This is a genomic window from Corallococcus sp. AS-1-6, from assembly GCF_020037015.1.
GTDB lineage: Bacteria > Myxococcota > Myxococcia > Myxococcales > Myxococcaceae > Corallococcus.
The window spans coordinates 155,928-180,806 of sequence record NZ_JAIQDE010000012.1 but is presented as its reverse complement, the minus strand read 5'-3'; the positions used below and the strand labels follow the sequence as shown (position 1 = coordinate 180,806).

The 24,879-nt window shown below is 73.2% G+C and carries 17 protein-coding genes; 8 read left to right on the top strand and 9 right to left on the bottom strand.

All coding sequences use genetic code 11. The features are described from left to right. Positions 1-3: 3 nt before the first annotated feature. The gene (locus K8612_RS18725; protein WP_223763265.1) at positions 4-543 is read right to left on the bottom strand and encodes an ankyrin repeat domain-containing protein; all 540 of its coding nucleotides are present in this window, start codon (positions 541-543) and stop codon (positions 4-6) included. Between the two features lie 177 nt (positions 544-720). On the opposite strand from K8612_RS18725, the gene K8612_RS18720 reads away from it, so the two are divergent. Continuing rightward, complete coding sequence (locus tag K8612_RS18720) at positions 721-2,031, top strand: cytochrome-c peroxidase (protein WP_223763264.1); 1,311 nt, start codon at positions 721-723, stop codon at positions 2,029-2,031. A 10-nt stretch (positions 2,032-2,041) separates the two neighbouring features. On the opposite strand, the gene K8612_RS18715 is transcribed toward K8612_RS18720, so the two are convergent. Together K8612_RS18715 and K8612_RS18710 are read right to left on the bottom strand one after the other, a co-directional pair. Further along, a complete protein-coding gene (locus tag K8612_RS18715) occupies positions 2,042-2,581 on the bottom strand; it encodes an ankyrin repeat domain-containing protein (protein ID WP_223763263.1) in 540 nt (179 codons plus the stop codon). A gap of 15 nt (positions 2,582-2,596) precedes the next feature. After that, a complete protein-coding gene (locus K8612_RS18710; RefSeq protein ID WP_373692117.1) occupies positions 2,597-3,979 on the bottom strand; it encodes a catalase in 1,383 nt (460 codons plus the stop codon). 68 nt (positions 3,980-4,047) lie between these two features. Between K8612_RS18710 and K8612_RS18705 the strand changes: the two genes are divergently transcribed. Further along, positions 4,048-4,695 carry a LysR substrate-binding domain-containing protein gene (locus tag K8612_RS18705; RefSeq protein WP_223763262.1) on the top strand — a complete coding sequence of 216 codons (648 nt, stop codon included), beginning with the start codon at positions 4,048-4,050 and terminating at the stop codon, positions 4,693-4,695. Here the strand turns inward: K8612_RS18705 and rraA are convergent. Beyond that, positions 4,670-5,167, bottom strand: coding sequence for a ribonuclease E activity regulator RraA (rraA, locus tag K8612_RS18700; RefSeq protein WP_223738997.1), 498 nt, complete (start codon positions 5,165-5,167; stop codon positions 4,670-4,672). The two genes, K8612_RS18705 and rraA, sit on opposite strands and share 26 nt — an antisense overlap. A gap of 117 nt (positions 5,168-5,284) precedes the next feature. Here rraA and K8612_RS18695 point away from each other — a divergent pair, with 117 nt between their 5' ends. After that, complete coding sequence (locus tag K8612_RS18695; RefSeq protein ID WP_223763261.1) at positions 5,285-6,223, top strand: hypothetical protein; 939 nt, start codon at positions 5,285-5,287, stop codon at positions 6,221-6,223. A 15-nt stretch (positions 6,224-6,238) separates the two neighbouring features. Here K8612_RS18695 and K8612_RS18690 read toward each other — a convergent pair whose 3' ends face one another. From K8612_RS18690 to K8612_RS18680, 3 genes are all read right to left on the bottom strand, one after another. Beyond that, a complete protein-coding gene (locus tag K8612_RS18690) occupies positions 6,239-7,294 on the bottom strand; it encodes a zinc-binding dehydrogenase (protein ID WP_223763260.1) in 1,056 nt (351 codons plus the stop codon). Between the two features lie 19 nt (positions 7,295-7,313). After that, positions 7,314-8,609, bottom strand: a complete 1,296-nt coding sequence (locus K8612_RS18685) for a universal stress protein (RefSeq protein WP_223763259.1) — start codon at positions 8,607-8,609, stop codon at positions 7,314-7,316. Positions 8,610-8,708: 99 nt separating this feature from the next. Continuing rightward, the gene (locus tag K8612_RS18680; protein ID WP_223763258.1) at positions 8,709-9,245 is read right to left on the bottom strand and encodes a flavodoxin domain-containing protein; all 537 of its coding nucleotides are present in this window, start codon (positions 9,243-9,245) and stop codon (positions 8,709-8,711) included. A gap of 247 nt (positions 9,246-9,492) precedes the next feature. On the opposite strand from K8612_RS18680, the gene K8612_RS18675 reads away from it, so the two are divergent. Both K8612_RS18675 and K8612_RS18670 read left to right on the top strand, forming a co-directional pair. Beyond that, positions 9,493-11,976, top strand: coding sequence for a cation-transporting P-type ATPase (locus K8612_RS18675; RefSeq protein WP_223763257.1), 2,484 nt, complete (start codon positions 9,493-9,495; stop codon positions 11,974-11,976). Further along, positions 11,973-14,792: a PAS domain S-box protein gene (locus K8612_RS18670; RefSeq protein ID WP_223763256.1), complete on the top strand. Its 2,820-nt coding sequence runs from the start codon at positions 11,973-11,975 to the stop codon at positions 14,790-14,792. Before K8612_RS18675 ends, K8612_RS18670 begins: the two co-directional genes overlap by 4 nt. A 7-nt stretch (positions 14,793-14,799) precedes the next feature. On the opposite strand, the gene ppsA is transcribed toward K8612_RS18670, so the two are convergent. Further along, complete coding sequence (gene ppsA, locus K8612_RS18665) at positions 14,800-17,142, bottom strand: phosphoenolpyruvate synthase (RefSeq protein WP_223763255.1); 2,343 nt, start codon at positions 17,140-17,142, stop codon at positions 14,800-14,802. 116 nt (positions 17,143-17,258) lie between these two features. Here ppsA and K8612_RS18660 point away from each other — a divergent pair, with 116 nt between their 5' ends. The 3 genes from K8612_RS18660 to K8612_RS18650 all read left to right on the top strand — a co-directional run bounded on the left by K8612_RS18660 (position 17,259) and on the right by K8612_RS18650 (position 22,088). Then, positions 17,259-19,151, top strand: a complete 1,893-nt coding sequence (locus K8612_RS18660) for a bifunctional acetyl-CoA hydrolase/transferase family protein/GNAT family N-acetyltransferase (RefSeq protein ID WP_223763254.1) — start codon at positions 17,259-17,261, stop codon at positions 19,149-19,151. A 122-nt stretch (positions 19,152-19,273) separates the two neighbouring features. Then, complete coding sequence (locus tag K8612_RS18655; RefSeq protein ID WP_223763253.1) at positions 19,274-20,629, top strand: universal stress protein; 1,356 nt, start codon at positions 19,274-19,276, stop codon at positions 20,627-20,629. A gap of 10 nt (positions 20,630-20,639) precedes the next feature. Next, the gene (locus K8612_RS18650) at positions 20,640-22,088 is read left to right on the top strand and encodes a glycosyltransferase (RefSeq protein ID WP_223739007.1); all 1,449 of its coding nucleotides are present in this window, start codon (positions 20,640-20,642) and stop codon (positions 22,086-22,088) included. Here the strand turns inward: K8612_RS18650 and K8612_RS18645 are convergent. Continuing rightward, positions 22,085-24,856, bottom strand: coding sequence for an HAD-IC family P-type ATPase (locus tag K8612_RS18645; protein WP_223763252.1), 2,772 nt, complete (start codon positions 24,854-24,856; stop codon positions 22,085-22,087). The genes K8612_RS18650 and K8612_RS18645 overlap by 4 nt on opposite strands. Positions 24,857-24,879 lie beyond the last annotated feature (23 nt).

Below are 24,879 nucleotides of genomic sequence, written 5' to 3'. Positions count from 1 at the left end.
TTGTCAGGGCTTCGGGTCCAGCCGGGCGGCCGCGCGCGCCGCGCCCATGGACCGCGCGTAGTCCAGCGCGGTGCGCCTGTCCGCGTCCCGGACCCGGTGGTCCGCGCCGTGCTGGATGAGCAGCTCCATCATCTCCACCTTGTCGAACATGGCCGCGAACATCAGCGGCGTGCGGCCATCCGGGCCCGCGCCGTCCACGTTCGCGCCCGCCTCCAGGAGCACCGTGGCGATGGCCTCGTTGCCCTTGAAGGCCGCGCCGGCCAGCGGCGTCTGGCCCGCGTCGTTGGGCTGCTCGGGGTCCGCCCCGCGCTCCAGCAGCAGCCGGGTCGCCTCCACGTGGCCGTGGTAGCTGGCCAGCATCAGGAGCGAATCACCCCGCTCGTTACGGACCCCCACGGGGAGCCCTGCGTCGAGCATCTCCGCCAGCTTCCGCGCGTCCCCCGTGCGGACCACCGCGAAGGCGCTCCGCACGAAGTCCAGCACGGCGGCGTCGTCGGCATTCGAAGGCGGAGCAGGGTTCTTCGGGTCGTTCGTGGAGCTCATGGTCGCGTTCCTATGCCTTTTCAACTCCCAAGGGCAATCCCATCCATGGAATCCGACAGCCGCCCGCGCTTCCGGCCCATGGCCGGGGTCCGGTGGCGACGGCACCCTGGCCGCCACTCCCGCTCCGAGGTGCTGGAAATGCATGGGTCACGGTCATGGTGGAGGTTGTTCCTGCTGATGACGCTGGGCGGGTCGCTGGCGTGTGAAGTCGCTCCGGCCCCGGGGATGTTGTCATTGAACTCTCCCGCGAGCGGAGACACGGGCGAGTCGAAGCCGCCGGAGACGGCCGAGTCCCTCCAGGCCTCGGCCATCTTCGAGGCCACGTTGCGCGAGGAGGCCTCGTCGGGGCCCGGTGGGCTGAAGCCGGTGGAGCGGCTCGGCAAGCTGCTCTTCTTCGACCGCCGGCTCTCCGAGCCCATGGGCCAGGCCTGCGCCGTCTGTCATGGCCCCGAGGTGGGCTGGACGGGCCCCAGCCTGATCATCAACCTCACCGGCTCTGTCTATGAAGGCGCCGTGCGGGGGCGCTTCGGCAATCGCAAGCCGCCCTCGTCCGCCTATGCCACGCAGGCCCCCATCCTCCACCGCGTGACGCCAGGCCATGCCCGGTTCGTGGGCGGCAACTTCTGGGACGGCCGCGCCACGGGCGAGGAGCTGGGCAACCCCGCCGCGGACCAGGCGCAGGGCCCCTTCCTGAACCCCGTGGAGCAGAACAACCCCAGCGAAGCCGCGGTGGTGGCCAAGGTCTGCGGTGGCCCCTACGGCGACCTCTTCCGGGCCGTCTGGGGCGCCCGCATCTGCGCGGACGTGCCGCGCGCGTATGACAACATCGCGAGGTCCATCGCCGCGTACGAGGGCTCCCGCGAGGTGAACGCCTTCTCCTCGAAGTACGACGCGGTCCTCGCGGGCCGCGCGCGGCTGTCCTCCCAGGAGCAGTGGGGCCTGAAGCTGTTCGAGGGCAAGGCCCACTGCGACACCTGCCACACGAGCCAGCGCGGCCCGAATGGCGAGCCGCCGCTCTTCACCGACTACACCTTCGAGAACCTGGGCGTTCCGCGCAACCTGCTCAACCCCTGGTACTGGCAGCTCCAGTTCAACCCGGACGGGCCCTTCTGGATCGACACCGGCCTGGGGGGCTTCCTCCAGACGCGCCCGGAGTATGCGTCCTTCGCGCGCGCCAACCTGGGCAAGGTCAAGGTCCCCACCCTGCGCAACGTGGACAAGCGCCCATACCCTGGCTTCACCAAGGCCTATGGCCACAACGGCTACTTCAAGAGTCTGGAGTCCGTCGTCCACTTCTACAACACGCGTGACGTGCTGCCGGTCTGCACCTCCAGCGCCTCCGGGACGCCGGGCGTGGACTGCTGGCCCCTGCCGGAGGTGGGGCTGAACATCAACACGCGGACGGTGGGCAACCTGGGCCTGTCACCCCAGGAGGAGCAGGCCATCGTCGCCTTCATGCGCACGCTCTCGGACGGCTACTCCCCGTGACAGGGGAGGCTCAGGGCTGAGGCTCCAGCCGGGTGGCTGACCGCCACGCGCCAAGCGCCCGCGCGTAGTCCACCGCGGTGCGCCTGTCCGCGTCCCGCCGCCGCGCGTCCGCGCCGTGCTGGATGAGCAGCTCCACGAGCTCCAGCTTGTCGAACATGGCCGCGAACATCAGCGGCGTGCGGCCATCCGGGCCCGCGCCGTCCACGTTCGCGCCCGCGTCCAGGAGCACCGTGGCGATGGCCTCGTTGCCCTTGAAGGCCGCGCCGGCCAGCGGTGTCTGGCCGGCGTCGTTGGGCTGCTCCGGAGACGCCCCGCGCTGCAACAGCAGCCGGCTCGCCTCCACGTGGCCGTGGTAGCAGGCCAGCATCAGCAGGGAGTCCCCCCGCTCGTTGCGCAGCCCCACGGGAACTCCGGCGTCGAGCATCTGCCGCAGCTTCCCGGCGTCGCCCGCCCGGGCCAGCGTGAAGGCGGCCCTCGCGATGTCCCGCATGCCGGCGGTGTAGGCGTCCGAGAGCGGAGCGGCGTTCTTCGGGGCGTTCGTGGGGCTCATGGTCGGTGTTCCTCCCTAGCGGGCGCGGCGCTTCTGCTGGACGGCGCTGGCGATGCGCGAGCCGTAGTCCTCGTCGGCGGCGCGGAAGTGGGCGATGGCCCGGGTGATGATGTCGTCGCGGCTCACCTGGGCCAGGCTGCCGGAGACGTTCTCCACCAGCCGCGCCTTCGCGGCCTCGTCCATCAGCCGGTAGAGCGCGCCAGCCTGGACGTAGTCGTCGTCCTCGGCGTGCTTGCCGTGGACGAAGGCGCCCGTCATGCCGCTCACCGCGTAGCCGGTGCCCAGGGCCTCGTCCGTCTGCGCGGGGCCGTTGAAGCTGTTGGGCTCGTAGTTGGGGCCACGCCCGCCGTTGCCGTCGAAGCGCATGGCGCCGTCACGGCCGTAGTTGCGCGCGCCGCCCTTCACGCCCCTGGGCGCGTTCACCGGCAGTTGCGTGCTGTTGATGCCCAGCCGGTAGCGGTGCGCGTCGCCGTACGCGAAGAGGCGCGCCTGGAGCATCCGGTCCGGGGACGGGCCGATGCCCGGCACGAAGTGCGACGGATCCAACGCCGCCTGCTCCACCTCCGCGAAGAAGTTCTCCGGGTTGCGGTCCAGGGTGAGCCTGCCCACCTCCATCAGCGGGTAGTCCTGGTGGGGCCACACCTTGGTCAGGTCGAACGGGTTGAAGCGGTAGTGGGCGGCCTCCGCCTCCGGCATCACCTGCACCTTGAGCGTCCACGAGGGGAACTCGCCCCGGTCGATGGCCTGGTACAGGTCGCGCTGGTGGTGCTGCGGGTCCCTGCCGCCAATCACCTCCGCCTCCTGCGTGGTGAGGGTGCGGATGCCCTGGTCCGTCTTGAAATGGAACTTCACCCAGAAGCGCTCGCCCTTCGCGTTCACCCACTGGAAGGTGTGTGAGCCAAAGCCATCCATGTGGCGCAGCGTCGCGGGGATGCCCCGGTCCCCGAAGAGCCAGGTGAACTGGTGCGTGGCCTCCGGCGAGTGGGAGAAGAAATCCCAGACGTTGTCCGGCTCCTGGCAGTTCGTGTACGGGTCGTACTTCTGCGAGTGGATGAAGTCCGGGAACTTGATGCCGTCCCGCAGGAAGAACACCGGCGTGTTGTTGCCCACGAGGTCCCAGTTGCCGTCCTCCGTGTAGAAGCGCACCGCGAAGCCGCGCGGGTCTCGGGCGGTGTCCGGCGCGCCCTTGGAGCCCGCCACGGTGGAGAAGCGCAGGAACGCCTCCGTCTTCTTGCCCACCGCGCTGAAGACCTTCATGCGGGTGAAGCGGGTGAGGTCCCGGGTCACCTCGAAGGTGCCGTAGGCGCCGGAGCCCACCGCGTGCACCACGCGCTCCGGGATGCGCTCGCGGTTGAAGCGGGCCAGCTTCTCCAGCAGGTGGTGGTCCTGGAGCAGCACCGGGCCGTTGGGCCCGGCCGTCTGCGAGTGCTGGTTGGCAGATTCAACAACTGGAGTCGGTGCTCGGCGTGAAGGTGTTCGAGCGGGACGCGCGCCGGGTGATGCTCACGCCCGGGGGCGCGGAGCTGGTGAAGCGCTACCCGAAGCTCCAGTTGCGGCTGCGCGAGGAGAAGACGGCGCTGCTGATGCGCGACATGGACGAGGGGCGGCTGGACGCGGCGCTGCTGGCGCTGGACGCGGAGCTGGGGCGTCAGGTGGAGCACGCGGTCATCGCGGAGGACCCCTTCGTCGTGGCGGCGCCGCCGGGGCATCCGCTGGAGAAGAAGAAGCAGGTGCGGCTGAGCGACCTGGATGAAGAGGACGTGTTGCTGCTGGAGGACGGGCACTGCTTCCGCAGCCAGACCCTGGCCCTGTGCACGCGCGTGGGGGCGCGCGAGGTGGACTACCGCGCCACCAGCCTGACGACGCTCGCGCAGATGGTGATGGCGGTGGGCAGCGTCACGTTGCTGCCCCAGCTCGCCGTTTCCATGGAGAACCGGCGGGGGGAGCTGGTGGTGCGGCCCTTCGCGCCGCCGGGCCCGGGCCGGACGCTCGCGCTGGCGTGGCGCCCGGGGCATCCCCGGGCGGAAGCGCTGCGCACCATCGCGGGGACGCTGCGCTCCGTGTGGCCCGGGACGGGGAGGGCGAAGGTCAGCGCAGGGCCTTCTCCGAAGTGACGATGCCGTCCGCGTCCGCGTAGAGGTGATGGCCCGGGGTGAAGGTGACGCCGGCGAAGCGCACCTCCACGTCGCGCTGGCCCTCGTTGCGCTTGCCGCTCTTGAGCGGGTGGGTGCCCAGCGCCTTCACGCCGATGTCGGTGCGGCCCACCTCCTCCGCGTCGCGGATGCAGCCATGGACGACCACGCCCGCCCAGCCGTTCTTCTGCCCCAGGGCGGCGAGCACGTCACCCACGAGCGCGCAGCGGCGGCTGCCGCCGCCATCCACCACCAGCACGCGGCCCAGGCCGGGTTCCTCCAATGCCTTGCGCACGAGGGAGTTGTCCTCCGGCGCGCGCACGGTGCTGATGGGTCCAAAGAAGCTCCGGCGCCCGCCGTAGTCCAGGAAGCCCGGCTCCGCGACCTGGAAGCGTGGAGTTCCCGCGTGGGCGTCACAGAGGTCCGCCGTCTTGAGGTCAGGGGTGTCGCTCATGAACCACAGGATGCACGCGCCGGCTGGAAATGGCTGTGATTGTGAGTGCGGGTCTGTCTGTCTTGACCTTGCGTTGTTCAAAATCCTATCGTCGGCGCCTTTTCGAGGGGGAAGTCCATGCACATGCTGAAGTGGTTCGTGGGCGCGCTCGCGTTGCTGGCGCTCGCGTGTGGTGAGGTGTCTGAAACGTCCACGCCGGTGGTTCGTGACGGCGAGGGATTGCTGGAGCTGCCGCTGGTGTCGACGTCGGCCGGACGGACCTACAGGCTGGTGGGGGCGACGTTCGACATCACCGGGCCGCAGAACGCGACCATCACGGACACGACCGCGGAGACGGTGCTCCTGCCGCTCATGGCCGGGACGTACACCCTCCAGATGAATGGCGACTGGCACGTGGAGCGCACGGATGCGCCGGGCGTCACGGTGCCGGTCACGCTGGTGTCTCCGAACCCCATGTCGTTCACCCTGACCGAGGGCGAGACGCGCCCGGTGCGCTTCCTGTTCAAGGTGCCGGGCGATGGCACCGTCGACGTGGGCATTGGCGTGGACACCGGGGGTTGGATCTCCGGAACCATCCACTTCGACTCCCGTCCGCCGCCTCCGCCCGGGAGCCCTCCGGACGTCTTCGCGGATGTGGGCGGGCGGCAGATCCCCTACGTCATCAGCTATGAGTCGGCGACGGTGACGCGGACGCTGGACTACGGCTCCTACCTCACCACCATCCAGACCTCGCCCGTCACCGTCCAGTTCGGCGGCGCGACCGGCGCGGCCTTCCAGCAGCAGGTGGTCTCCGCGCTCCAGGGCCGGACGCTGACCTTCAGCATCAGCTCCGACGGCTCGCCCACCACCTACGTGAGCGCGCTCATCGTGGAGAACATGGAGCGGGGTGTCCGCTTCGAGCTCATGCTGAACACGCCGCTCGCCTCGGGCGTGGACGCGAACGGCTACGCCATCCTGCGGCCCACGGACTTCACCGGAGGGTTCGCCGAGCTCCGCGCGGCCAACTCCGGGAGCGTCAACGGGCTGATGCTCAGCGGCACGCTCGCGCCGCGGTAGCACCCGCCGGCGTGCTCAAGGCCGGATGGCGACCTTGAGCACGCCGTCCTTGCGCTGGCTGAACAGCTCGTACGCGTCCTGGATGTCCTTGAGCTGGAAGCGGTGCGTGAGCAGCGGCGTGAGGTCCACGCGCTTCGCGCGCACCACCTCCATCAGGCGCCGCATGCGCTCCTTGCCGCCCGGGCAGAGCGTGGTGACGATGCGGTGGTCCCCCAGCCCCGCCGCGAAGGCGTCGTAGGGCACCTGGAGCTTCCCGGAGTAGATGCCCAGGCTGGACAGCGTGCCGCCGGGGTTGAGCGTGCGCAGCGCGCTCTCGAAGGTCTGCTGCGTGCCCAGCGCCTCGATGGCCACGTCCGCGCCGCCGCCGGTCAGCCGCTTCACCTCCGCCACCACGTCCTGGCCGCGGATATCAATCACCGCGTCCGCGCCCAGCTTGCGCGCCATGGACAGGCGCGTGTCGTCCCCGTCCACGCCAATCACCAGCGACGCGCCCATGAGCCGCGCCCCCACGGTGGCGCACAGGCCGATGGGCCCCTGCGCGAACACCACCACCGCGTCCCCTATCTTCACGCCGCCGGACTCCGCGCCGCTGAAGCCCGTGGACGCGATGTCCGCCAGGAGCAGCACCTGCTCGTCCTTCAGCTCGTCCGGGATGGGCGCCAGGTTCGCCTGCGCGAAGGGCACGCGCGCGTACTCCGCCTGCACGCCGTTCATCGTGTTGCCCAGCCGCCAGCCGCCCAGGGCCTCCAGGCCCTCGCCGTGGCCGCACTGGGACGCGTGCCCGGAGAGGCAGCCCCGGCACTGGCCGCACGGCGTGATGGCGCCCACCAGCACGCGCTGCCCCACCTGGTAGCCCGTCACGCCCGGGCCCAGCTCGTCGATGACGCCCACCATCTCGTGGCCCACCGTGAGGCCCGGCTTCACCGGGTACTCGCCGCGCAGGATGTGCACGTCGGTGCCGCAGATGGTGGTGAGCGTCACCCGGACGATGGCCTCGCCCACCCCCGCCTTCGGCCGCTCCACCTCCTCCACGGCCAGCTTCTGGGGGCCTCGGAACACGGCTGCCTTCATGTCTCACCTCGTCTGTCTTTCAGGCGCGCGGCATGCGCACCGTCACCGCGGGCCGGTCACTGCGGGCCATCACCTGCTGCGCCACCGAGCCCAGCACCATCCGGCTCACGCCCGTGCGGCCGTGGGTGCCCAGGCACACCAGGTCCGCGCAGTGGCGCTCGGCCGCCTGGGTGATGACCGCCGCCACGTCGTCACCCTTCAGCACCGACAGCTCGACCTTGTGGTTGCCGTCGTGCTCCGGGGCCGGGACGCGCAGCGCCAGTTGATGCCGCGCCGCCTGGAGCTCCTCGGGCGTCGCCTCCTCGGGCTCCACGTGCAGCAGGTGCACCGTGCCGCCCGGGGGCGTGATGGCGAAGGCGTAGGCGATGGCGCGGTCGCCGGCCTCACCGAAGTCCGTCGTGGCGAGCACCGTGCGCACCCGGGGCGGCTCCTGCTCCAGCGCCTGCTCCATCGCGGGCACCGGCACGCTGACCACCGACATGGGCGCCAGCCTCCGCGCGGACTGGGACACGCTCCACAGCTTCGCGAGCGCCCTGCGCTGGTGCGTGCCCACCACCAGCAGGTCCACCTGCTCCTCCGTGGCCAGGGCGATGAGGTGGTCCGCGATGCGGCCCAGCCCCGGCTCCAGCCGCGAGCGCACCGGCAGGCCCGCGGCGCGCAGGGGCTCCAGCAGCGAGTCCGACTCGCGCTCCAGCGCCTCCCGCAGCTCCGGGGACATGTCCTTGTAGCTGTGCGGATGCACCAGGCCCAGCCGCTCCGCCTCGCTCCCCACCCAGACGATGCGGCCCCCCACGACCTCCAGCGGCCCGACCTTCGCGAGCTGCTTTACCCACTCGCGGGCGACCTCGAAGGGCCTGGAGCGGTCCACGCCCAGCATGACCCGCAGGGGGCGCTCGCCGCGCGCCCAGGCCTCCAGGCCCGCACCCTCGCGGACCACCAGCAAGGGGACCTCCAGCACCTGGGCCATCCGGTCGAGCGTGCCCCCCAGGCCCCGGAAGGGCGTGTCCACGCGCGGCGTCCCGGTCACCACCCACTGGAAGCCGCGCTTCGCCACCAGCTTGCGCAGCTCCTCTTCCGGCTCTCCCGTGAGGAGCACCGAGTCGACTTCGAGGTCGGAGCCCCGCAGCCGGTCGCACTCGTCGCGCAGCGTGGACCGGGCCGTCTCGCAGATGGCGTCCCCGAAGGTCCGCACCAGGTTGCCGGTCAGGACGTGCACGATGCAGAGGGGGACCTTCATCCGCCGTGCGAGCAGCGCCGCCGTGTCACAGGCGCGCCGGGCGTCATCCGAGAAGTTGGTCGCGCAGGCGATGGTCATGGCCTCTCCTTGCAGTCGCCCCTCCAAGCTAGTCACCTCGCAAGCGAGGGAGGCCCACGCGCAGGCAGCGGACGCGGCGCACGTCAGGAGGCTCCGCCGTCATCGCGGTGACTCCTCGCCCATGGACTCGAAGCCGCCCAGCGGCCGCGCGGCCTCCCGCAGCTCCGCGGCCACGCTCCGCGCCCACCGGGCGATCCGCTCGGGGTCCCGCCAGTCCCCCGAGTGCTCGCGTGCCATGGACCGGGCGATGAAGCCCCGGGCGTCGCGCTCCAGTCTTCCTCCAAACGTCGCGTGGCCCCGCGCGCCCACCTGCTCCATGAGCGCCTGGACCTGGTGCGTGGGCGGGATGCGCTCCCGCGACGCCGAGTCGTCGAGCGGTCCGCTGGAGAAGAACCACACGGGCCGCTCGCGCAGCTCGTGGAGGTGCCGGTGCACGAAGCGCCGGGCCTGCCGGTGCCAGCGGTTGGCGTAGAGCCCGCCTCCGACGATGACGGCGTCGTAGGCGCGCACGGAGTCGACGGCCTCCGGCGGTGTCGTCTCCGCGTCGAAGCCCTCGTCCCGCAGGACCCGGGCGAGCAGGCCGGCGATCTCCCGGGTCCCGCCCAGCTTGCTTCCAGAGGTGATGAGGATCCGCATCCGTGCCCTCCCGCATGAGTCCACCCTGATGCGTGGAGCGGCCGGAGCGCGGGCGCAAGGAGGCCGCGGCCAGGCGTCCCTCCCGGCGGCACGGCCCGTCCGCGGCTGCGCGACGTGCCGCCCGTGTCCCAAGGGGCTCACGGGGGACCGGACGCGTTGCCGACGCCCGTTCAGGACCCCAGCTTCTTCCGGGGGCGTCATGCGAGTCCTGGTTCCAGTCGATCGCCTGCCTCAGGGCTGGGAAGACGTGCGTGGCCTGGGGGCGGATGAAGTGTTGGCGCGCCGCGTGCGCTACGGCCGTAACGACGTGCGGGGCCGGCCTCCCCGCTCCGCGCTCCAGAGCGTGCGCGAGGCCGCGAGCGACCCGATGCTCTGGTTCCTCGTGGGCACGAGCGCCCTCTACTTCGCCCTGGGCGAGCAGGTGAATGGCGGGGTGATGCTGCTGGCCCTCGTGCCGCTGATGGGCATGGACGTCTACCTGCACCACCGGACCCAGGCCTCCACCGAGGGCCTGCGCGGACGCCTGGCCGAGCGCGCCACGGTGTCTCGCGACGGCCATGAGGTGGAGGTGCCGGCGGAGGACGTGGTGCCCGGAGACCTCGTGCGCGTGGAGGCAGGCGGCACGTTCCCCGCGGATGGGCTGGTCGTGCGGGGGCAGGGCCTGCAGGCCGAGGAGTCCTCGCTCACCGGCGAGTCGCTGCCCGTGCGCAAGCGGCCGTTGGAGCGCCTCCCGCCCGGCTCGGAGCCGCCGGTGGACTCGACGCACTGGGGGCTCGCGGGCACGCGGCTGCTCACCGGGACGGCCTGGGTGCGCGTCGTCTCCACCGGTCAGGAGACGCTCTACGGGAGCATCATCCGCTCGGCGGGGCAGGAGGGGCGGGCGCGGACGCCGCTCCAGCACGCGGTGGCGCACCTGGTGGCGGTGCTGGTGGGCGTGGCCGCGTCGCTCTGCGTGGTGCTGGCGCTCGTCCGCCTGCGCCAGGGGTTCGGGTGGCTGGACGCGCTCTTGAGCGCGGCGACGCTCGGCGTGGCGGCGCTGCCCGAGGAGTTCCCGGTGGCCCTCACGTTCTTCCTGGGCGCGGGGGTGTACCGCCTGGCCCGGCGGCAGGCGCTGGTGCGCCAGGCCATCTCCGTGGAGAACATCGGCCGCGTGAGCTGCGTGTGCTCGGACAAGACGGGCACGCTGACGGAGGGGCTCCTGCGGGTGGCCCGGCTGCTGCCTGCCCCCGGGACCTCGCCCCAGGCGCTGCTGCGGACCGCGGTGCTGGCGTCCCGGGAGGAGGGGAAGGATCCGCTGGACGTGGCGCTGTTGGAGGCGGGCGCGCGGGACCTGCCGGAGCTGCCCGCTCCCACCCGCGAGGCCACCTTCCCCTTCACCGAGGAGCGCCAGCGCGAGACGGCGGTGGTGCGGCAGGGCGCGGGGACGCTGCTCGCCGCGGTGAAGGGCGCGCCGGAGCGGGTGCTGGACCTGTGCGCGTTGTCCGAGGACGCCCGGCGGGAGTGGGCGCTTCGCGTGGACGCGCTCGCGCGCGAGGGCCACAAGGTCATCGCGTGCGCGAGCCGGACGCTGGACGCGGCGCACTGGCATGGCGGTGAGCCGGACCGGGGCTTCGACTTCGTGGGGCTCGTGGGGTGCGAGGACCCGGTGCGCGCGGGCGTGGAGGAGGCGGTGCGGGAGTGCCGCGACGCGGGGCTGCGCACGGTGATGGTGACCGGCGACCACCCCCGGACGGCGCTCGCGGTCGCAAGGCGGCTGGGGCTGGGAGGCGAGCACCCGGTGGTGCTCACGGGAGAGGCCCTGGTGGCGCGGCTGGACGACACGGGGAGGGTGCCCCCCGTGGACGTGGTGGCGCGCGCGCTGCCCGCCCAGAAGTACGCGCTGGTGAAGGCGCTCCGGAGACAGGGCGAGGTGGTGGCCGCCACGGGGGACGGGGTGAACGACGTGCCGGCGCTCCAGGTCGCGGACGTGGGCATCGCCATGGGGGAGCGGGGGACGCGCAGCGCCCGCGAGGCGTCCTCCATCGTGCTGCTCAACGACGACTTCGGCACGCTGGTGCGCGCCATCGCGGAGGGCCGCCAGCTCTTCTCCAACCTCCAGCGCTGCTTCCTCTACCTGCTGCTCATCCACATCCCGCTGGTGGGCACGGCGGCGCTGGTGCCGCTCTGGGGCAAGCCGCTGCTGTACCTGCCCATCCACATCGTGTGGCTGGAGCTCATCATCCACCCCACCGCGATGCTGGCCTTCCAGGCGGCCGCGCGGCCCGGGCGGCTCACCCCGCTGCGCGCGAGGCCCGCGGCGCGCTTCTTCTCCTGGCGGGAGTGGACCCTGCTCACGGCGGTGGGCGTGCTGTTGGCGTGCGGGCTCGTCTGGGCCTTCGCGCGGTGCCTGTCGGAGGGCAACGACATCGAGCGCGCGCGGGCGGTGGCGATGGCCACGCTCACGCTGGCGAGCGCCACCTTCGCGGCCGTGCTCACCCGGCTGCGGACCCGCACCGCGCGGTGGGTCTGCGGCCTGTCGCTGGGGCTCTCCGTGCTGCTCATCCAGGTGCCCGCGCTGGCCGCGCTCGTGGGGCTGCACCCGCCCGGTGCTCGCGACTGGGGCCGGGTCCTCGTCGCCGTCGCCGCCCCGCTGGTGCCCCTGCTCGTCGCGGGGCCGCGCGCGCGGGGCGGCCTGCTCCGGGGCCACCGGTGGCGCACCGGCCGGCGCACGCCGGCCCCGGGGGCCTCATGACGAGTCCGCCTCCCGTCACCCCGCCCCTGTTCTGGCGGGGGCTCGCGAAGGTCGCCACCGTGGCGAGCGCGTTCTCGCTCCTGGCGGGCGCGCTCCTGGTGGGGGGCCAGGCCCTGTCGTCCTCCACGGGCCCGGGCCGTCCTCCTCCCTGGGACGGCTGGGGCCTGATGTTCGCGGGAGGCGCGCTCTGGCTGCTCCACTCCCAGGAGGCGCGTGGCGCGCGGCGCGCGGTGGGGCGGGTGCTGGCGGCCGGGGTCGTGGTCCTGGGCGTCGCGGAGCTCACCCGGGGCAACCCTGGCGGCGGGCTGGGCCTGCTGTTCACGGGGCTGTCGCTCGGGACGTTGCACCTGCGCACGCGCCAGGGCGGGTACCCCGCGCGGTGGCTGGCCACGTGCGCCGCGCTGCTCGCGGTGTGGGGCCTCGTCGGAGGGCTGTACCAGGGGCACTGGTTCGGGTTGCCCCCCCTGAACACCGTGACGGGGGTCTCCAGGGCGCCGGGACTCCTCCTGTCGCTGGCCCTGCTGCTGCTGTCGGGAGGGCTGCTCTCGCTCCACCCGGACCGCGGGCTGACGGGCGTGCTGCTGCGCGAGGACTTCGGGGGCCACTCGGCGCGGCGGCTGCTGCTCGCGGTCCTGCTGGTCGTGCCCGCGGCGGGCGCCGTCCGGCTCCTGGGGGAGCGGCTGGGGCTCTACGGCACCACCGAGGGCATCACGCTCTTCGTGCTCCTGACGATGGCGGCCTTCCTCGCCGTGGTCCTCTGGAACGCGAACGCCCTCTCCCGGCTGGACGCGAGCCGGCGGGGGGTGGAGCAGTCGCTGCGGCTGTCGGAGGCGCGCTTCGGGGGCATCGTCACCCACGCCGCGGACGCCATCATCTCCATCGACGCGGAGCAGCGCATCGTCCTGTTCAACGCGAGCGCGGAGCGCATCTTCGGCTACTCCGCGCGGGAGGTCCTGGGCCAGCCGCTGGACATCCTCCTCCCGGAGAACCTCCGGGCCGTCCATCGGGAGCACGTGCGGCGCTTCGCGCAGGGCACGGCGATGTCCCGGCACATGGGGGAGCGGCTGCCCATCCTCGGGCAGCGCCGCGGCGGAGAGTCCTTCCCGGCGGAGGCCAGCATCATGAAGCTGGACGTGGAGGGCACGCTGTGGCTCACCGTCATCCTCCGGGACATCAGCGCGCGGCGGAAGGCGGAGGACCTGCTGCGCCTGAGCGAGGAGCGCTTCCGCACCGCGTTCGAGGGCGCGCCCGTCGGCATGGCGCTGGTGGGGCTGGATGGCCGCTTCCTCCACGTGAACGCGGCGCTCTGCGACCTGGTGGGCTACTCGCGGGACGAGATGCTCCACCGGTCGTTCCAGGACCTCACCGCGCCGGAGGACCTGGCGATGGACGTGGAGTACGCCAAGCGGATGCGCCAGGGGGAGCTGTCCTCCTTCCAGCGGGAGAAGCACTACGTGCGCAAGGATGGCCGCCGCATCGCCATCCTCATCTGGAGCGCGGTGGTGCGTGACGCGCGGGGCATGCCGCTCCACTTCATCTCGCAGATGCAGGACATCACGGAGCGCCAGGACCTGGCGCAGGCCTGGCGCTTCCTCGCGGACGTGGGGCCGCGGCTCGCGGCGTCGCTGTCATCCCGCACGACGCTGGCCACGGTGGCGTCGCTCGCCGTGCCGGCGCTGGCGGACTGGTGCGTGGTGGCCTGCCTGGACGCGAGCGGGCGCGTCCACCGGACCGCGCACGCGGCCTCGGACGCGCGCACGGCGGAGCGGCTGCGGGCGCTGGACGCGGCGCACGGGCCGGAGTCCCTCTTGCCGGCCCCGCTCATCGCCTCCGTGCAGCGCACGGGGAGGACCCTGCTGCTGGCGGAGGTGCCGCCCGGGATGTTCGACGCGGCCGCGGTGGACGCCGGGCACCGGGAGCCGCTGCCGCTGCGCTCGGCCCTCATCGTGCCGCTGCGCAGCCGGGAGCGGAACCTGGGCGTCATCCTGTTCGCGATGTCCGGGGAAGGGCGCCGCTACGGAGCCCGGGAGCAGGCCCAGGCGGAGGAGCTCGCCCGGCGCGCGGCGCTCGCCATCGACAACGCCGGCCTCTTCGAGCGGGCCGAGCAGGCCATCGGCATGCGCGAGGAGGTCCTGCGCATCGTGGCGCACGACCTGCGCGCCCCGCTCAACGTCATCCAGCTCAGCGCGACGATGATGGAGAAGCACCTGCCTCCAGGCGACCGCGCCCGGCCGCGCCTGGAGACCCTCCAGAAGTCGGTCCAGCGGGCGAACCGGCTCATCCAGGACCTGCTGGACGTGGCCCGGATGGAGGGCGGGAGCCTGACGGTGGAGCGCGCGCCGCTGGAGGTGGCGCCGCTCATCCAGGACGCCCTGGAGCAGCACCGGGGGCTCGCGGAGTCCAGGTCGCTCAGCCTCCAGGCCCACGTGCCGGAGGGCGTGCCCCGCGTCCTGGCGGATCCGCAGCGGCTGTCGCAGATCCTCTCCAACCTGCTGGGCAACGCGCTCAAGTTCACGCCCGAGGGCGGCCGGGTGCTCCTGCGCGTCCAGCCGGAGGCGGGCCAGGTGCGCTTCCTGGTGAGCGACACGGGCCCCGGCATCTCGGCGGAGGACCGGCCGCGCATCTTCGAGCGCTTCTGGCAGGCCGGACCGAAGCGCAAGGAGGGCGCGGGGCTGGGGCTCGCCATCGTGAAGGGGCTGGTGGAGGCCCACGGCGGTCAGGTCGGCGTGGACAGCGCGCCCGGCGTGGGCAGCACGTTCTTCTTCACGCTGCCCCTGGCGGAGGGCGCGGAGGCGCACGCCGGGACGTACGCCTGAGGCAGGCCTACCGGCGCAGGGCGGACTCCAGCAGGAGCCGCCGCTCCGCCGCCGCCACGGCCGCGCGGGTCGCGCCGACGGCCGCCGGGTCCACCGACACGGAGGTGATGCCCGCGCGGACCAGGTGCTCCGCGAAGGCGGGCCGGTTGGACGGGGCCTGTCCGCACAGGGACGCCGTGATGCCCGCCTCGCGGCTGGCCCGGATGATGCGGACGATGGCGTCCAGCACCGCCGCGTCCTCCTCGTCGAAGAGCTCCGCGCACGACTCCGAGTCCCGGTCCACGCCCAGCATGAGCTGCGTCAGGTCGTTGGAGCCGATGGACACGCCGGTGATGCCCATGCGCGCGTACTCCGGGATGCGGTAGACGACGGAGGGCACCTCCGCCATCACCCAGCGCTCCATCCCCCGGTGGTGTCCCAGGGGGCTCGCGTCCACGGCCTCCAGGCACGCCTCCAGCTCCCACTTCGTCCTCACGAAGGGAATCATCAGGTGCAGGTTGGGCGTCTCGTCCCGCACGCGGGCGAGCACCTCCAGCTCCAACTGGAACACCTCGGGCTCGCGCAGGTAGCGGTAGCAGCCCCGGAAGCCGATCATCGGGTTGGCCTCGACGGTCTCGTACGCGTCGCCGCCCTCCAGCCCCCGGAACTCGTTCGTGCGGAAGTCCGTGGTCCGGTACACGACCGGGCGGCCCCGGAAGGCGCGGGTGATGGTCAGGAGCGCCTGGGACATCCGCTCGACGAACTCGCGGCTCCTCCCCTCGGCGATGAGCTTGCGCGGGTGCACGCCGCCCAGGGCCTCGGTGAGCATGAACTCCGCCCGCAGCAGCCCCACGCCGTCCACCGGGAGCGCCGCCGCCTCCCGGGCCTGTCCCGGCAGGGCCAGGTTCACGTAGAGCCGCGTGCCCAGCGCCTCCGGCCCCAGGGCCTCCCGGGGGGCCGCCTGGGGTGCGGGGGTCCCCACCACCGCCACGGAGGGCGCTTCCCGGACGCGGCCCTCGCGCACGGTGCCGGCGGCGCCATCCACGGTGACCTCCTCCCCGTCGCGCAGGACCTTCGTGGCGGTGCGGGTGCCCACCACGCAGGGCTTGCGCAGCTCGCGGCTGACGATGGCCGCGTGGCACGTCATGCCGCCGCTGTCGGTGACGACCGCCCCCGCGCGCCGCAGCGTGGGCACCCAGTCCGGAGAAGTCATGGGCGCCACGAGGATTTCACCGGCCTCCAGCCTGGAGCCCTCCTTCGCGTCGCGCAGCACCCGCACGCGGCCGGAGACCACGCCGGGAGACGCGCCCAGGCCGCTCACCCGCGCCTTGCCCGTGGACGCGCCAGGCTCCGGGGCCTCCGGCGCGGCGGCGGCGCCCGTCGTCACCGGCCGCGACTGGACCAGGTAGAAGCGGCCGTCCTGCTCCGCCCACTCGATGTCCTGGGGGGAGCCGTAGTGCCGCTCCACGCGCATCCCCAGCCGCGCCAGCTCCAGCACCTCCACGTCCTTGAGCACCCGCGCGCGGGCCCGCTCCGGAGGGAGCTCCTCGCGCTTCTCCCGGCCCACGCCGTCGCGCACCCACTGGAAGGACTTCACGCCCACGCGTGTCTCCAGCAGGCGCGGCCCCTCGCGGTCCACGACGTGCGTGTCGGGCTCCACCTGTCCCCCCACGACGACCTCTCCCAGGCCGAAGGCCCCCTCGATGACGAGGTGCCGGCGGTTGCCGGTGGTGGGGTCCACGGTGAACATGACGCCCGAGCGCGTCGAGTCCACCATGGCCTGCACCACCACGGCGATCTCCGGCAGCTCCGTGAGCCCCTGCGCCTTGCGGTAGGCCACCACGCGCGGGCCAAAGGCGGACGCCCAGCACGCGCGCACGCGGCCGAGGAGCGCGTCATCGCCCACCACGTTGGTGAACGACTCGTGCATGCCCGCGAAGGAGGTGGTGGTGGTGTCCTCCGCCGTGGCGGACGAGCGCACCGCCACCGCGGCGCCCTCCCTCAGCCGGTGGTAGGCGGCGAGGATGGCGGTCTCCAGCCAGTCGGGCAGGGGCGCCTGGAGCACGAGCGCGCGCAGCGACTCCGTGACCCCGGCGAGCGACCGCGTGTCATCCGGGTCGACTTGCTCCCACAGCTCGCGCAGCCGGGCGCGCACGGGCTCCATCGCCTGGTGGAAGGCGGCGGCGGTGATGACGAAGCCCGGGGGCACGGGCAGCCCGGCGCGGGTCAGCTCGCCCAGGTTGGCGCCCTTGCCTCCGGCCTGGGCCACGTCCTCGCGGGACAGGCTGTCGAACCAGAGGATGGACGGGGGAGGGGCCGGACGGGGCTCCGGTGTCTGGAGAGAGGGCTCGGGGGGAAGGGACGGATCCATGGTCTTGGGCTCCTCGCGCTTCTTCCAAGCTGGGGCTGGCGCCTCCTGGACGTACACCGTCAGGGGAGCAGGGACCCCGCGAGCCTGACCGCCCCCGCGCGCGGAGGCCGCGCCCCGTGCTTATCCGCACCGGTATGGACGACTGGACTCGACGCTACGCGGACCGGGTGAGGACGGCCGAGGAGGCCCTGCGCGCCGTGCTGCCGGGGAGGCGCATCCTCATCGGCTCGGGCGCGGCCGAGCCGGTGACGCTGGTGCGGGGCCTGGTGGAGCAGCGGGGCCCCTCCCTCTCGGACAACGAGGTGGTGCACCTGCTGACGCTGGGGCCCGCGCCCTACGTGGAGCCCGCGCAGGCCGGGCGCTTCCGCCACGTGGCCTTCTTCATCGGGCCCAACGTGCGGCAGGCCGTGCAGGAGGGGCGGGCGGACTTCATGCCGGTGTTCCTCTCGGAGATTCCGGAGCTCATCCGGAGCCGGCGGGTCCGCATCGACGTGGCGCTCATCCAGGTCAGCCCGCCGGACGCCCACGGCTACGTCAGCCTGGGCGTCTCCGTGGACATCGTGCGCGCCGCGGTGGACGCGGCCTCGCTCATCATCGCGGAGGTCAACCCGAACATGCCGCGCACGCACGGGGACTCGTTCCTGGACGTGCGCCGCATCCACCACCTGGTGCCGGTGTCGCTCCCGCTGCTGGAGGTCCACCCCGAGCCGCCCGACGCGGTGTCCCGGAGCATCGGGGCGCACGTCGCCCGGCTCATCCCGGATGGCGCCACGCTGCAGTCGGGCATCGGGAGGATCCCGGACGCGGTCCTGGCGGCGCTGGTGAACCACCACGACCTGGGCATCCACACGGAGATGCTCTCCGACGGCGTCATGCACCTGGTGGAGGCGGGCGTCATCACCGGGCGCAGGAAGACGGTGCTCGCGGGCAAGCTCGTCACGTCGTTCATCATGGGCAGCCAGCGGCTCTACGCGTGGGCGCATGACCACCCGGCCATCGAGATGCGGCCGAGCGACGACACCAACGACCCGGCGGTGGTGGCGCGCAACGCGCGGATGGTCGCCATCAACTCCGCCCTGGCGGTGGACCTCACCGGCCAGGTGGCGGCCGACACGCTGGGCGGCTGCTTCTACTCCGGCATCGGCGGGCAGGTGGACTTCATCCGGGGCGCGAGCCGCAGCCCCGGAGGCCGGGCCATCATCGCGCTGCCCTCCACCGCGCACGGCGGCACCGTGAGCCGCATCCAGCTCGCGCTGGAGCCCGGCACCGGCGTCGTGACGAGCCGGGGGGACGTCCACTCCGTCGTCACGGAGTACGGCGTCGCGGAGCTCTGGGGCAAGAGCATCCGGGAGCGCGCGCTCGCGCTCATCAACGTCGCCCACCCGGACTTCCGCGCGGAGCTGCTGGCCGAGGCCAAGGGCCGCCGCTGGGTGCTGCCGGATCAAGTGGTCCCTCGCGCGCGCTACCCCTGGGCGGAGGAGCGGCTGGAGCACACGCTGTCGCACGACGCGCTGGTCGTCCGCGCGGCCCGCATCACCGACGAGCGCGCCCTGCAGGACCTGCTGTACGGCCTGTCGCAAGAGAGCTGCTACCGGCGCTTCATGGGCTTCAAGAAGGAGCACCCGCACGAGGAGATCCAACGGCTGGTGGACCTGGACTTCGAGCACGACATGGCCCTGGTCGCATGCCCGCCCGGCACGGAGGAGGTGGTGGGCGTGGTGCACTACATCGTGGACCCGGCCACGCGCCTGGCGGACGTGTCCTTCGTGGTCCGCGACGACTGGCAGGGGCGGGGCGTGGGCACGGTGCTGATGCGGCGCATCCGCGAGGCCGCCATGGCCCGGGGCATCCCCGGCTTCCAGGCGGACGTCCTGGTGACGAACACCTCCATGCTGGACGTCTTCCACGAAAGCGGCCTGCCCGTGCGCAGTAGCCGCGTGGACGGCACGTACCATTTGGAGCTGCTCTTCCCGGAGGCGCCCGCCGCGCCGGCCCCCGGGCCCGGCTGAGGGACCGCTCGCCGCCTGCGCCTGCCCGGATCGCTTGCGCGCTCCGCCGCCGGCCCCAACGTTCCACGGGAGGGGCGCGTCCCGCGCGGCAGCGGGGCATGCGAAGGCCCTGGGGAGACGTCATGGCCATCGTCGTCGGCACGGATTTCACCGACCATGCCCGGGAGGCCGTCCGCGTCGCGGCGGCCATCGCGGAGCGGACGCGCACGCCGCTGGTGCTCGTGCACGCCGCGGAGCCCGGCATGCTCCGGCGGGACTGGCCGGCCGAGCGCGGCAGCGCCATCACCGAGCTGGAGCAGCGGCTGGCCGCCGAGGCCGACCGGTTGAGCCACCCGGGGCTGTCCGTGGAGCCCCAGGTGCTGCTGGGCATGCCGGACGAGGCGCTGGTCGAGCACGCCGCGAAGATCCAGGCGCGGATGATCATCACGGCGGCCCTGGGCTGGCGCTCGGAGAAGCGCTGGCGGCTGGGCGGCGTCCCGGCGCGCATCGCGCAGATGTCGCGCTGCCCCTTCCTGATGGTCCGCCTGCCCGAGCCGTTCCTGGACTGGTGCCAGGGCAAGCGCCCCCTGCGGGTCGCCGTGGGCGATGACTTCTCCCACAGCGCGGAGCTCGCGCTGCGCTGGCTGCCGGAGCTGCGGCGGGTGGGGCCGGTCGACCTGACGGTCGCCCATGTCTACAACCCGGCCACGGAGTACGGACGGCTCGGGCTGTACCGCGTGAACCCGGAGTCGGAGAACCTGGAGGCCATCCTCGAGAGGGACTTGCGGGAGCGCCTGTCGCGCATCGGCGAGCCCCACGCGGAGGTCCGGATGGCCTCGGACCACGGGAACGTGGCGGAGCCGCTGTCCCGGCTGGCGGAGGCGGCGCGGGCGGACCTCCTCCTGCTGGGCACCCACCAGCGGCGGGGGCTGCGGCGCGTGCGGCATGGCTCGGTGTCGCTCTCCGCCCTCCAGCTCGCGCCGGTGGCGGCGGTCGCCTGCGTCCCGACCTGCGTGGAGCGGGAGGCCGAGGCGCCCGTGGAGATCCCGGCCATCCAGCGCGTCCTCGTGTCGACGGACTTCTCGCCGCTGGCGAACCGGGCCATCCCCCACGCCCTGTCGCTCCTGCCCCGGGGCGGAGAGCTCATCCTGGCGTACGTCATCGAGTCGCCGGTCCCCATCGTCTACGCGGACTTCTGGCCCGCGGTGGCGCTGAGCGGGGACGAGGACGACGAGCCCGAGCTGCGGCGCCAGCTCCAGGCGCTGGTCCCCCGTGACGTGGCCGGCCGGGGCATCACCGTCCGGCTGGAGCTGCTGCCCGGGGTCCACGCCGCGCAGGCGCTCTGCCAGGCGGCGGAGCGGTACGGGGCGGACATCTTCTGCCTCAGCTCGCACGGGCGCACGGGTGTGCGCCGCGCGGTGCTCGGCTCCGTGGCGCAGGAGGTGGTGGCCCGAAGCCGCCGGCCCGTGCTGGTCGTCAAGCACCCCACGCTGCCGTGATGGTGACGCCATGCTGAAGCCCTTCGAGGTCCACGTGCAGGCCAGCTCCCTGGAGCGCTTCCGGCCGGGGCTCACGGGGCTGGAGTGGGAGATGCTCCAGGCGAACGCGGACGAGGCCCGCGCGCGCATGCTGGGCCGCACCTTCTGGAACGTGAACTCCACGGCCCGGGGCGGCGGCGTGGCGGAGATGCTGCCCCGGCTGCTCGCGTACGCGCGCGGGGCGGGCGTGGACACGCGCTGGATGGTGGTGCAGGGCACGCCCGCGTTCTTCCACGTCACCAAGCGGCTGCACCACGCGCTGCATGGCTCGCGGGGAGACGGCTCGCCGCTGGGGGCCGCCGAGCGCGCCTGCTACGAGGAGGTGCTCCGCGACAACGCGGAGGAGCTGCTCGTCCTGGTGCGGCCCGGGGACGTGGTGCTGCTGCACGACCCCCAGACCGCGGGGCTGGCCCCGACGTTCACCGCGGCGGGCGCGCACGTGGTCTGGCGCTGCCACATCGGGTGTGACACGCCCGACGAGGAGGTGGCGCGGGCGTGGGCCTTCCTCGCGCCGGACCTGGCCGCCGCGCGGCTCGCGGTCTTCTCAAGGGCCGCCTACGTGCCCCCCCTGCTCGCGGACCGGTCCGTCGTCATCCCGCCCTCCATCGACATCTTCGCGGTGAAGAACCAGCCCATGGCGCCGGAGGTCGCGCTCGCCATCCTGGGCCATACGGGGCTCGTGGGGCTCGCGCCAGACGCGCCCGACCCGGTCTTCACCCGGATGGACGGGGTCCCGGCCCGCGTGTCGCGTGGCGCGGACATCACGCGGCTGGGCTCGGCGCCCGTCCCCGGCACGCCGCTCGTGGTGCAGGTCTCCCGGTGGGACCCCCTGAAGGACCCGGTGGGGGTGCTGCGGGGCTTCGCGCGGCTCCTGCGCGAGTCGCCCGGCCTGCGCGCGGAGCTGGTCCTGGCGGGGCCCTCCGTGACGTCCGTCGCGGATGATCCGGAGGCGGCGGCGACGCTCGAGTCCGTCATCGCCGCGTGGCACGAGCAGCCGCACTTCCTGCGCCAGCGCGTCCACCTGGCCTGTCTGCCCATGGTGGACCCGGACGAGAACGCCGCCATCGTCAACGCGCTCCAGCGCCAGGCGGCGGTGGTGGTGCAGAAGAGCCTGCGGGAGGGCTTCGGGCTCACCATCACGGAGGCCATGTGGAAGTCCCGGCCCGTGGTGGCCAGCGCGGTGGGCGGCCTCCAGGACCAGGTCCGCCACGAGGTGGACGGCCTGCTCGTGCGGGACCCCGGGGACCTGGCCGGGTTCGCCGCCGCGGTGCGACGGCTGCTGGACGACCCCGTCCTCGCGGCCCGCCTGGGGACCCAGGCGCACGAACATGTCCGCACCCGCTTCACCGCCGCCCGCCACCTCACCGACTTCATGGCCCTGCTCCAGGAGCTGGGCGTGCGCGCGGACGGGGGCGTCTAGGTGGCGCTCACGCTCCGGCCCGCCTCCCGCCGCCGCGAGCGCAGCCACTTCTCCAGGCCCACCACGGGCAGCACGCAGGCGCCCACCAGCACCGACCGCGCGATGTCCGCCAGCGACAGGGGCGCGGAGCCGAAGAGGCGCTGGAGGAAGGGCACGTACATGAACGCGGCCTGGAGCAGCACCAGCGCGGCGACGCCCACGAACACGGTGGGGTTGCTCGCGAAGCCCACCTCGCGCGAGGAGCCCGTCAGCGTGCGGCACAGCCACAGGTAGAAGATCTGGAAGCTGACCACGGTGTTCACGGCCATGGTGCGCGCCTCGGCCAGGGCCAGGGGGTTGGGGGTGCCGCCCTGGCGCGTGAACTCCCAGAGGAACAGGCCGATGGCGCCCGCCGCCATCAGCAGCGCGACGAGCCCCGTGCGCATCACCACGAAGCGGCTCAGGACGGGCGTGTCCGGCGCGCGCGGCGGGCGGCGCATGACGTGGCGCTCCTTCGCCTCGAAGGCCAGGGGCAGCGCCAGGGTGACGGTGGCCACCAGGTTGATCCACAGCAACTGCGTGGGGCGCATGGCCAGCAGCGGCTCGCGCACGCCGCCGGCCTCCTGCAGGGGGAAGAACGTCACGCCCAGCATGAGGATGAGGGCGAGCCCCAGGTTGGTGGGCAGCACGAAGGCGAGCGACTTGACGAGGTTGTCGTAGACGCGGCGGCCCTCCTCGACGGCGGCGACGATGGTGGCGAAGTTGTCGTCCGTCAGCACCAGGTCCGCGGCCTCGCGGGACACGGCCGTGCCGGTGATGCCCATGGCCACGCCGATGTCCGCCTGCTTGAGCGCGGGCGCGTCGTTGACGCCGTCGCCCGTCATGGCCACCACGTGGCGCTGCGTCTGGAGCGCGCGCACCAGCCGCAGCTTGTGTTCGGGGGCCAGGCGCGCGAACACGTTCGTGTCCTTCACCGCCACGGCCAGCTCCGCGTCGCTCATGCCGGACAGGTGCGCGCCGGTGAGGCCCGGCTGGCCCGGGTCCTGGAGGCCGAGCTGAAGGCCAATGGCCTCCGCCGTGCCCGGGTGGTCCCCGGTCATCATCTTCACGCGGATGCCGGCGGCGTGGCAGGCCTTCACGGAGGCCACGGCCTCCTCGCGGGGCGGGTCGATCATCCCCTGCAGGCCCAGCAGCGTGAAGCCGGCCTCCACGTCCTGGGGCCGCAGGGCCTCCGCCCCGGGCAGGCCCTTGCGCGCGAAGGCGAGCACGCGCAGCCCCTGCCGCGCCATGCGCTCCACCTCCACCAGCACGGCGTCGCGGTCCACCGCCGGCCCGCAGCGGCGCAGCACGACCTCCGGGGCGCCCTTGAGGACCAGCTCGCGCCCCTCCGGTCCCCCCGCGTGGAGCGTGGCCATGTACTGGTGCTCGGACTCGAAGGGGATGGCGTCCAGGCGAGGGTTGCGCTCGCGCAGCTCCATCACGCCCAGGTCCGCCTTCTTCGCGGCGAACAGCAGCGCCCCCTCCGTGGGGTCGCCCGTCATCCCCCAGCGCCCCTCGCGAGGCTGGAGGTCGGCCTCGTTGCACAGCACGCCCGCGACGAGCAGCGCCCGCACGTCGTCCGGAGCCACGTCCAGGGCGCGCCCCGCGCGGAAGAGCTCGCCGAGGGGGGAGTGGCCCACGCCGGTGAGGGTGTAGTGCCCGCGCCAGGTCCACAGCGCCTGCACGGTCATCTCGTTGCGGGTAAGGGTGCCCGTCTTGTCCGTGCAGATGACGGTCGTGCTGCCCAGGGTCTCCACGGCGGGCAGCTTGCGGATGACGGCGCGGCGGGACGCCATGCGCTGCACGCCGATGGCCAGGGCGATGGTGACGATGGCGGGCAGCCCCTCCGGGATGGCGGCCACCGCGAGGGTGATGGCCACCAGCACCGCGTCGCTGAAGGCATACCCCCGGACCATGCCCACCCCGAGCAGCACGGCGGACAGCACGACGATGCCCGCGCTGATGAGGCGGCCCAGCCGGGCCAGCTCCCGCGTGAGCGGCGTGCTCAGGTCCGCGGCCTGCTGCATCAGGTGGGAGATGCGGCCCAGCTCCGTGGCGCCGCCGGTGGCGACGACGACGGCGGTGGAGGTGCCGGACGTCACCAGCGTGCCGCCGAAGGCGAGGCTCGCCCGGTCCCCCAGCTCCGAGTCCTCGGCCACGGCCGCGACGTGCTTGCTCGAGGGCACGGACTCGCCAGTGAGGGCGGCCTCCTCCACCTGGAAGTTGCGCGAGCGCAGCAGGCGCAGGTCCGCGGGCACGCGGTCCCCGGACGCGAGCTGCACGACGTCTCCGGGGACGAGCTCCGCCGCGGGCCGGGTGACAGGGTGCCCGTCGCGCAGCACCTGCGCGGTCTCCGGCACCATGTGGTTCAGCGCCTCGATGGCCCGGCCCGCGCGGTACTCCTGCACGAAGCCGATGAGGGTGTTGAGGACCACGACGGCGGCGACGACGAGCCCGTCGGTCACCTTGCCCAGCAGGATGGCCAGGCCCGCGGACGCGATGAGGACCCAGATGAGCGGGCTGTCGATCTGCCGCCACAGCAGCCGCCACGCGCTGTCCGGCCGCGAGCGCTCCAGCACGTTGGGGCCATGGCGCGCGAGCCGCTCCCGGGCCGCCGCCTCCGTCAGTCCCTGCGGCGTGCTGGAGAGCCGCTCCAGCACGGCCTCCGGGAGCAGCGCGTGCCAGGGGACGGGAGGCGCGTCCGGGGCGCGAAGTCCTGCCTGCTTCCTCGGCTGTGTCGGCTCCTGCATGGCGTGCCTCCCCTGGGGAAGCT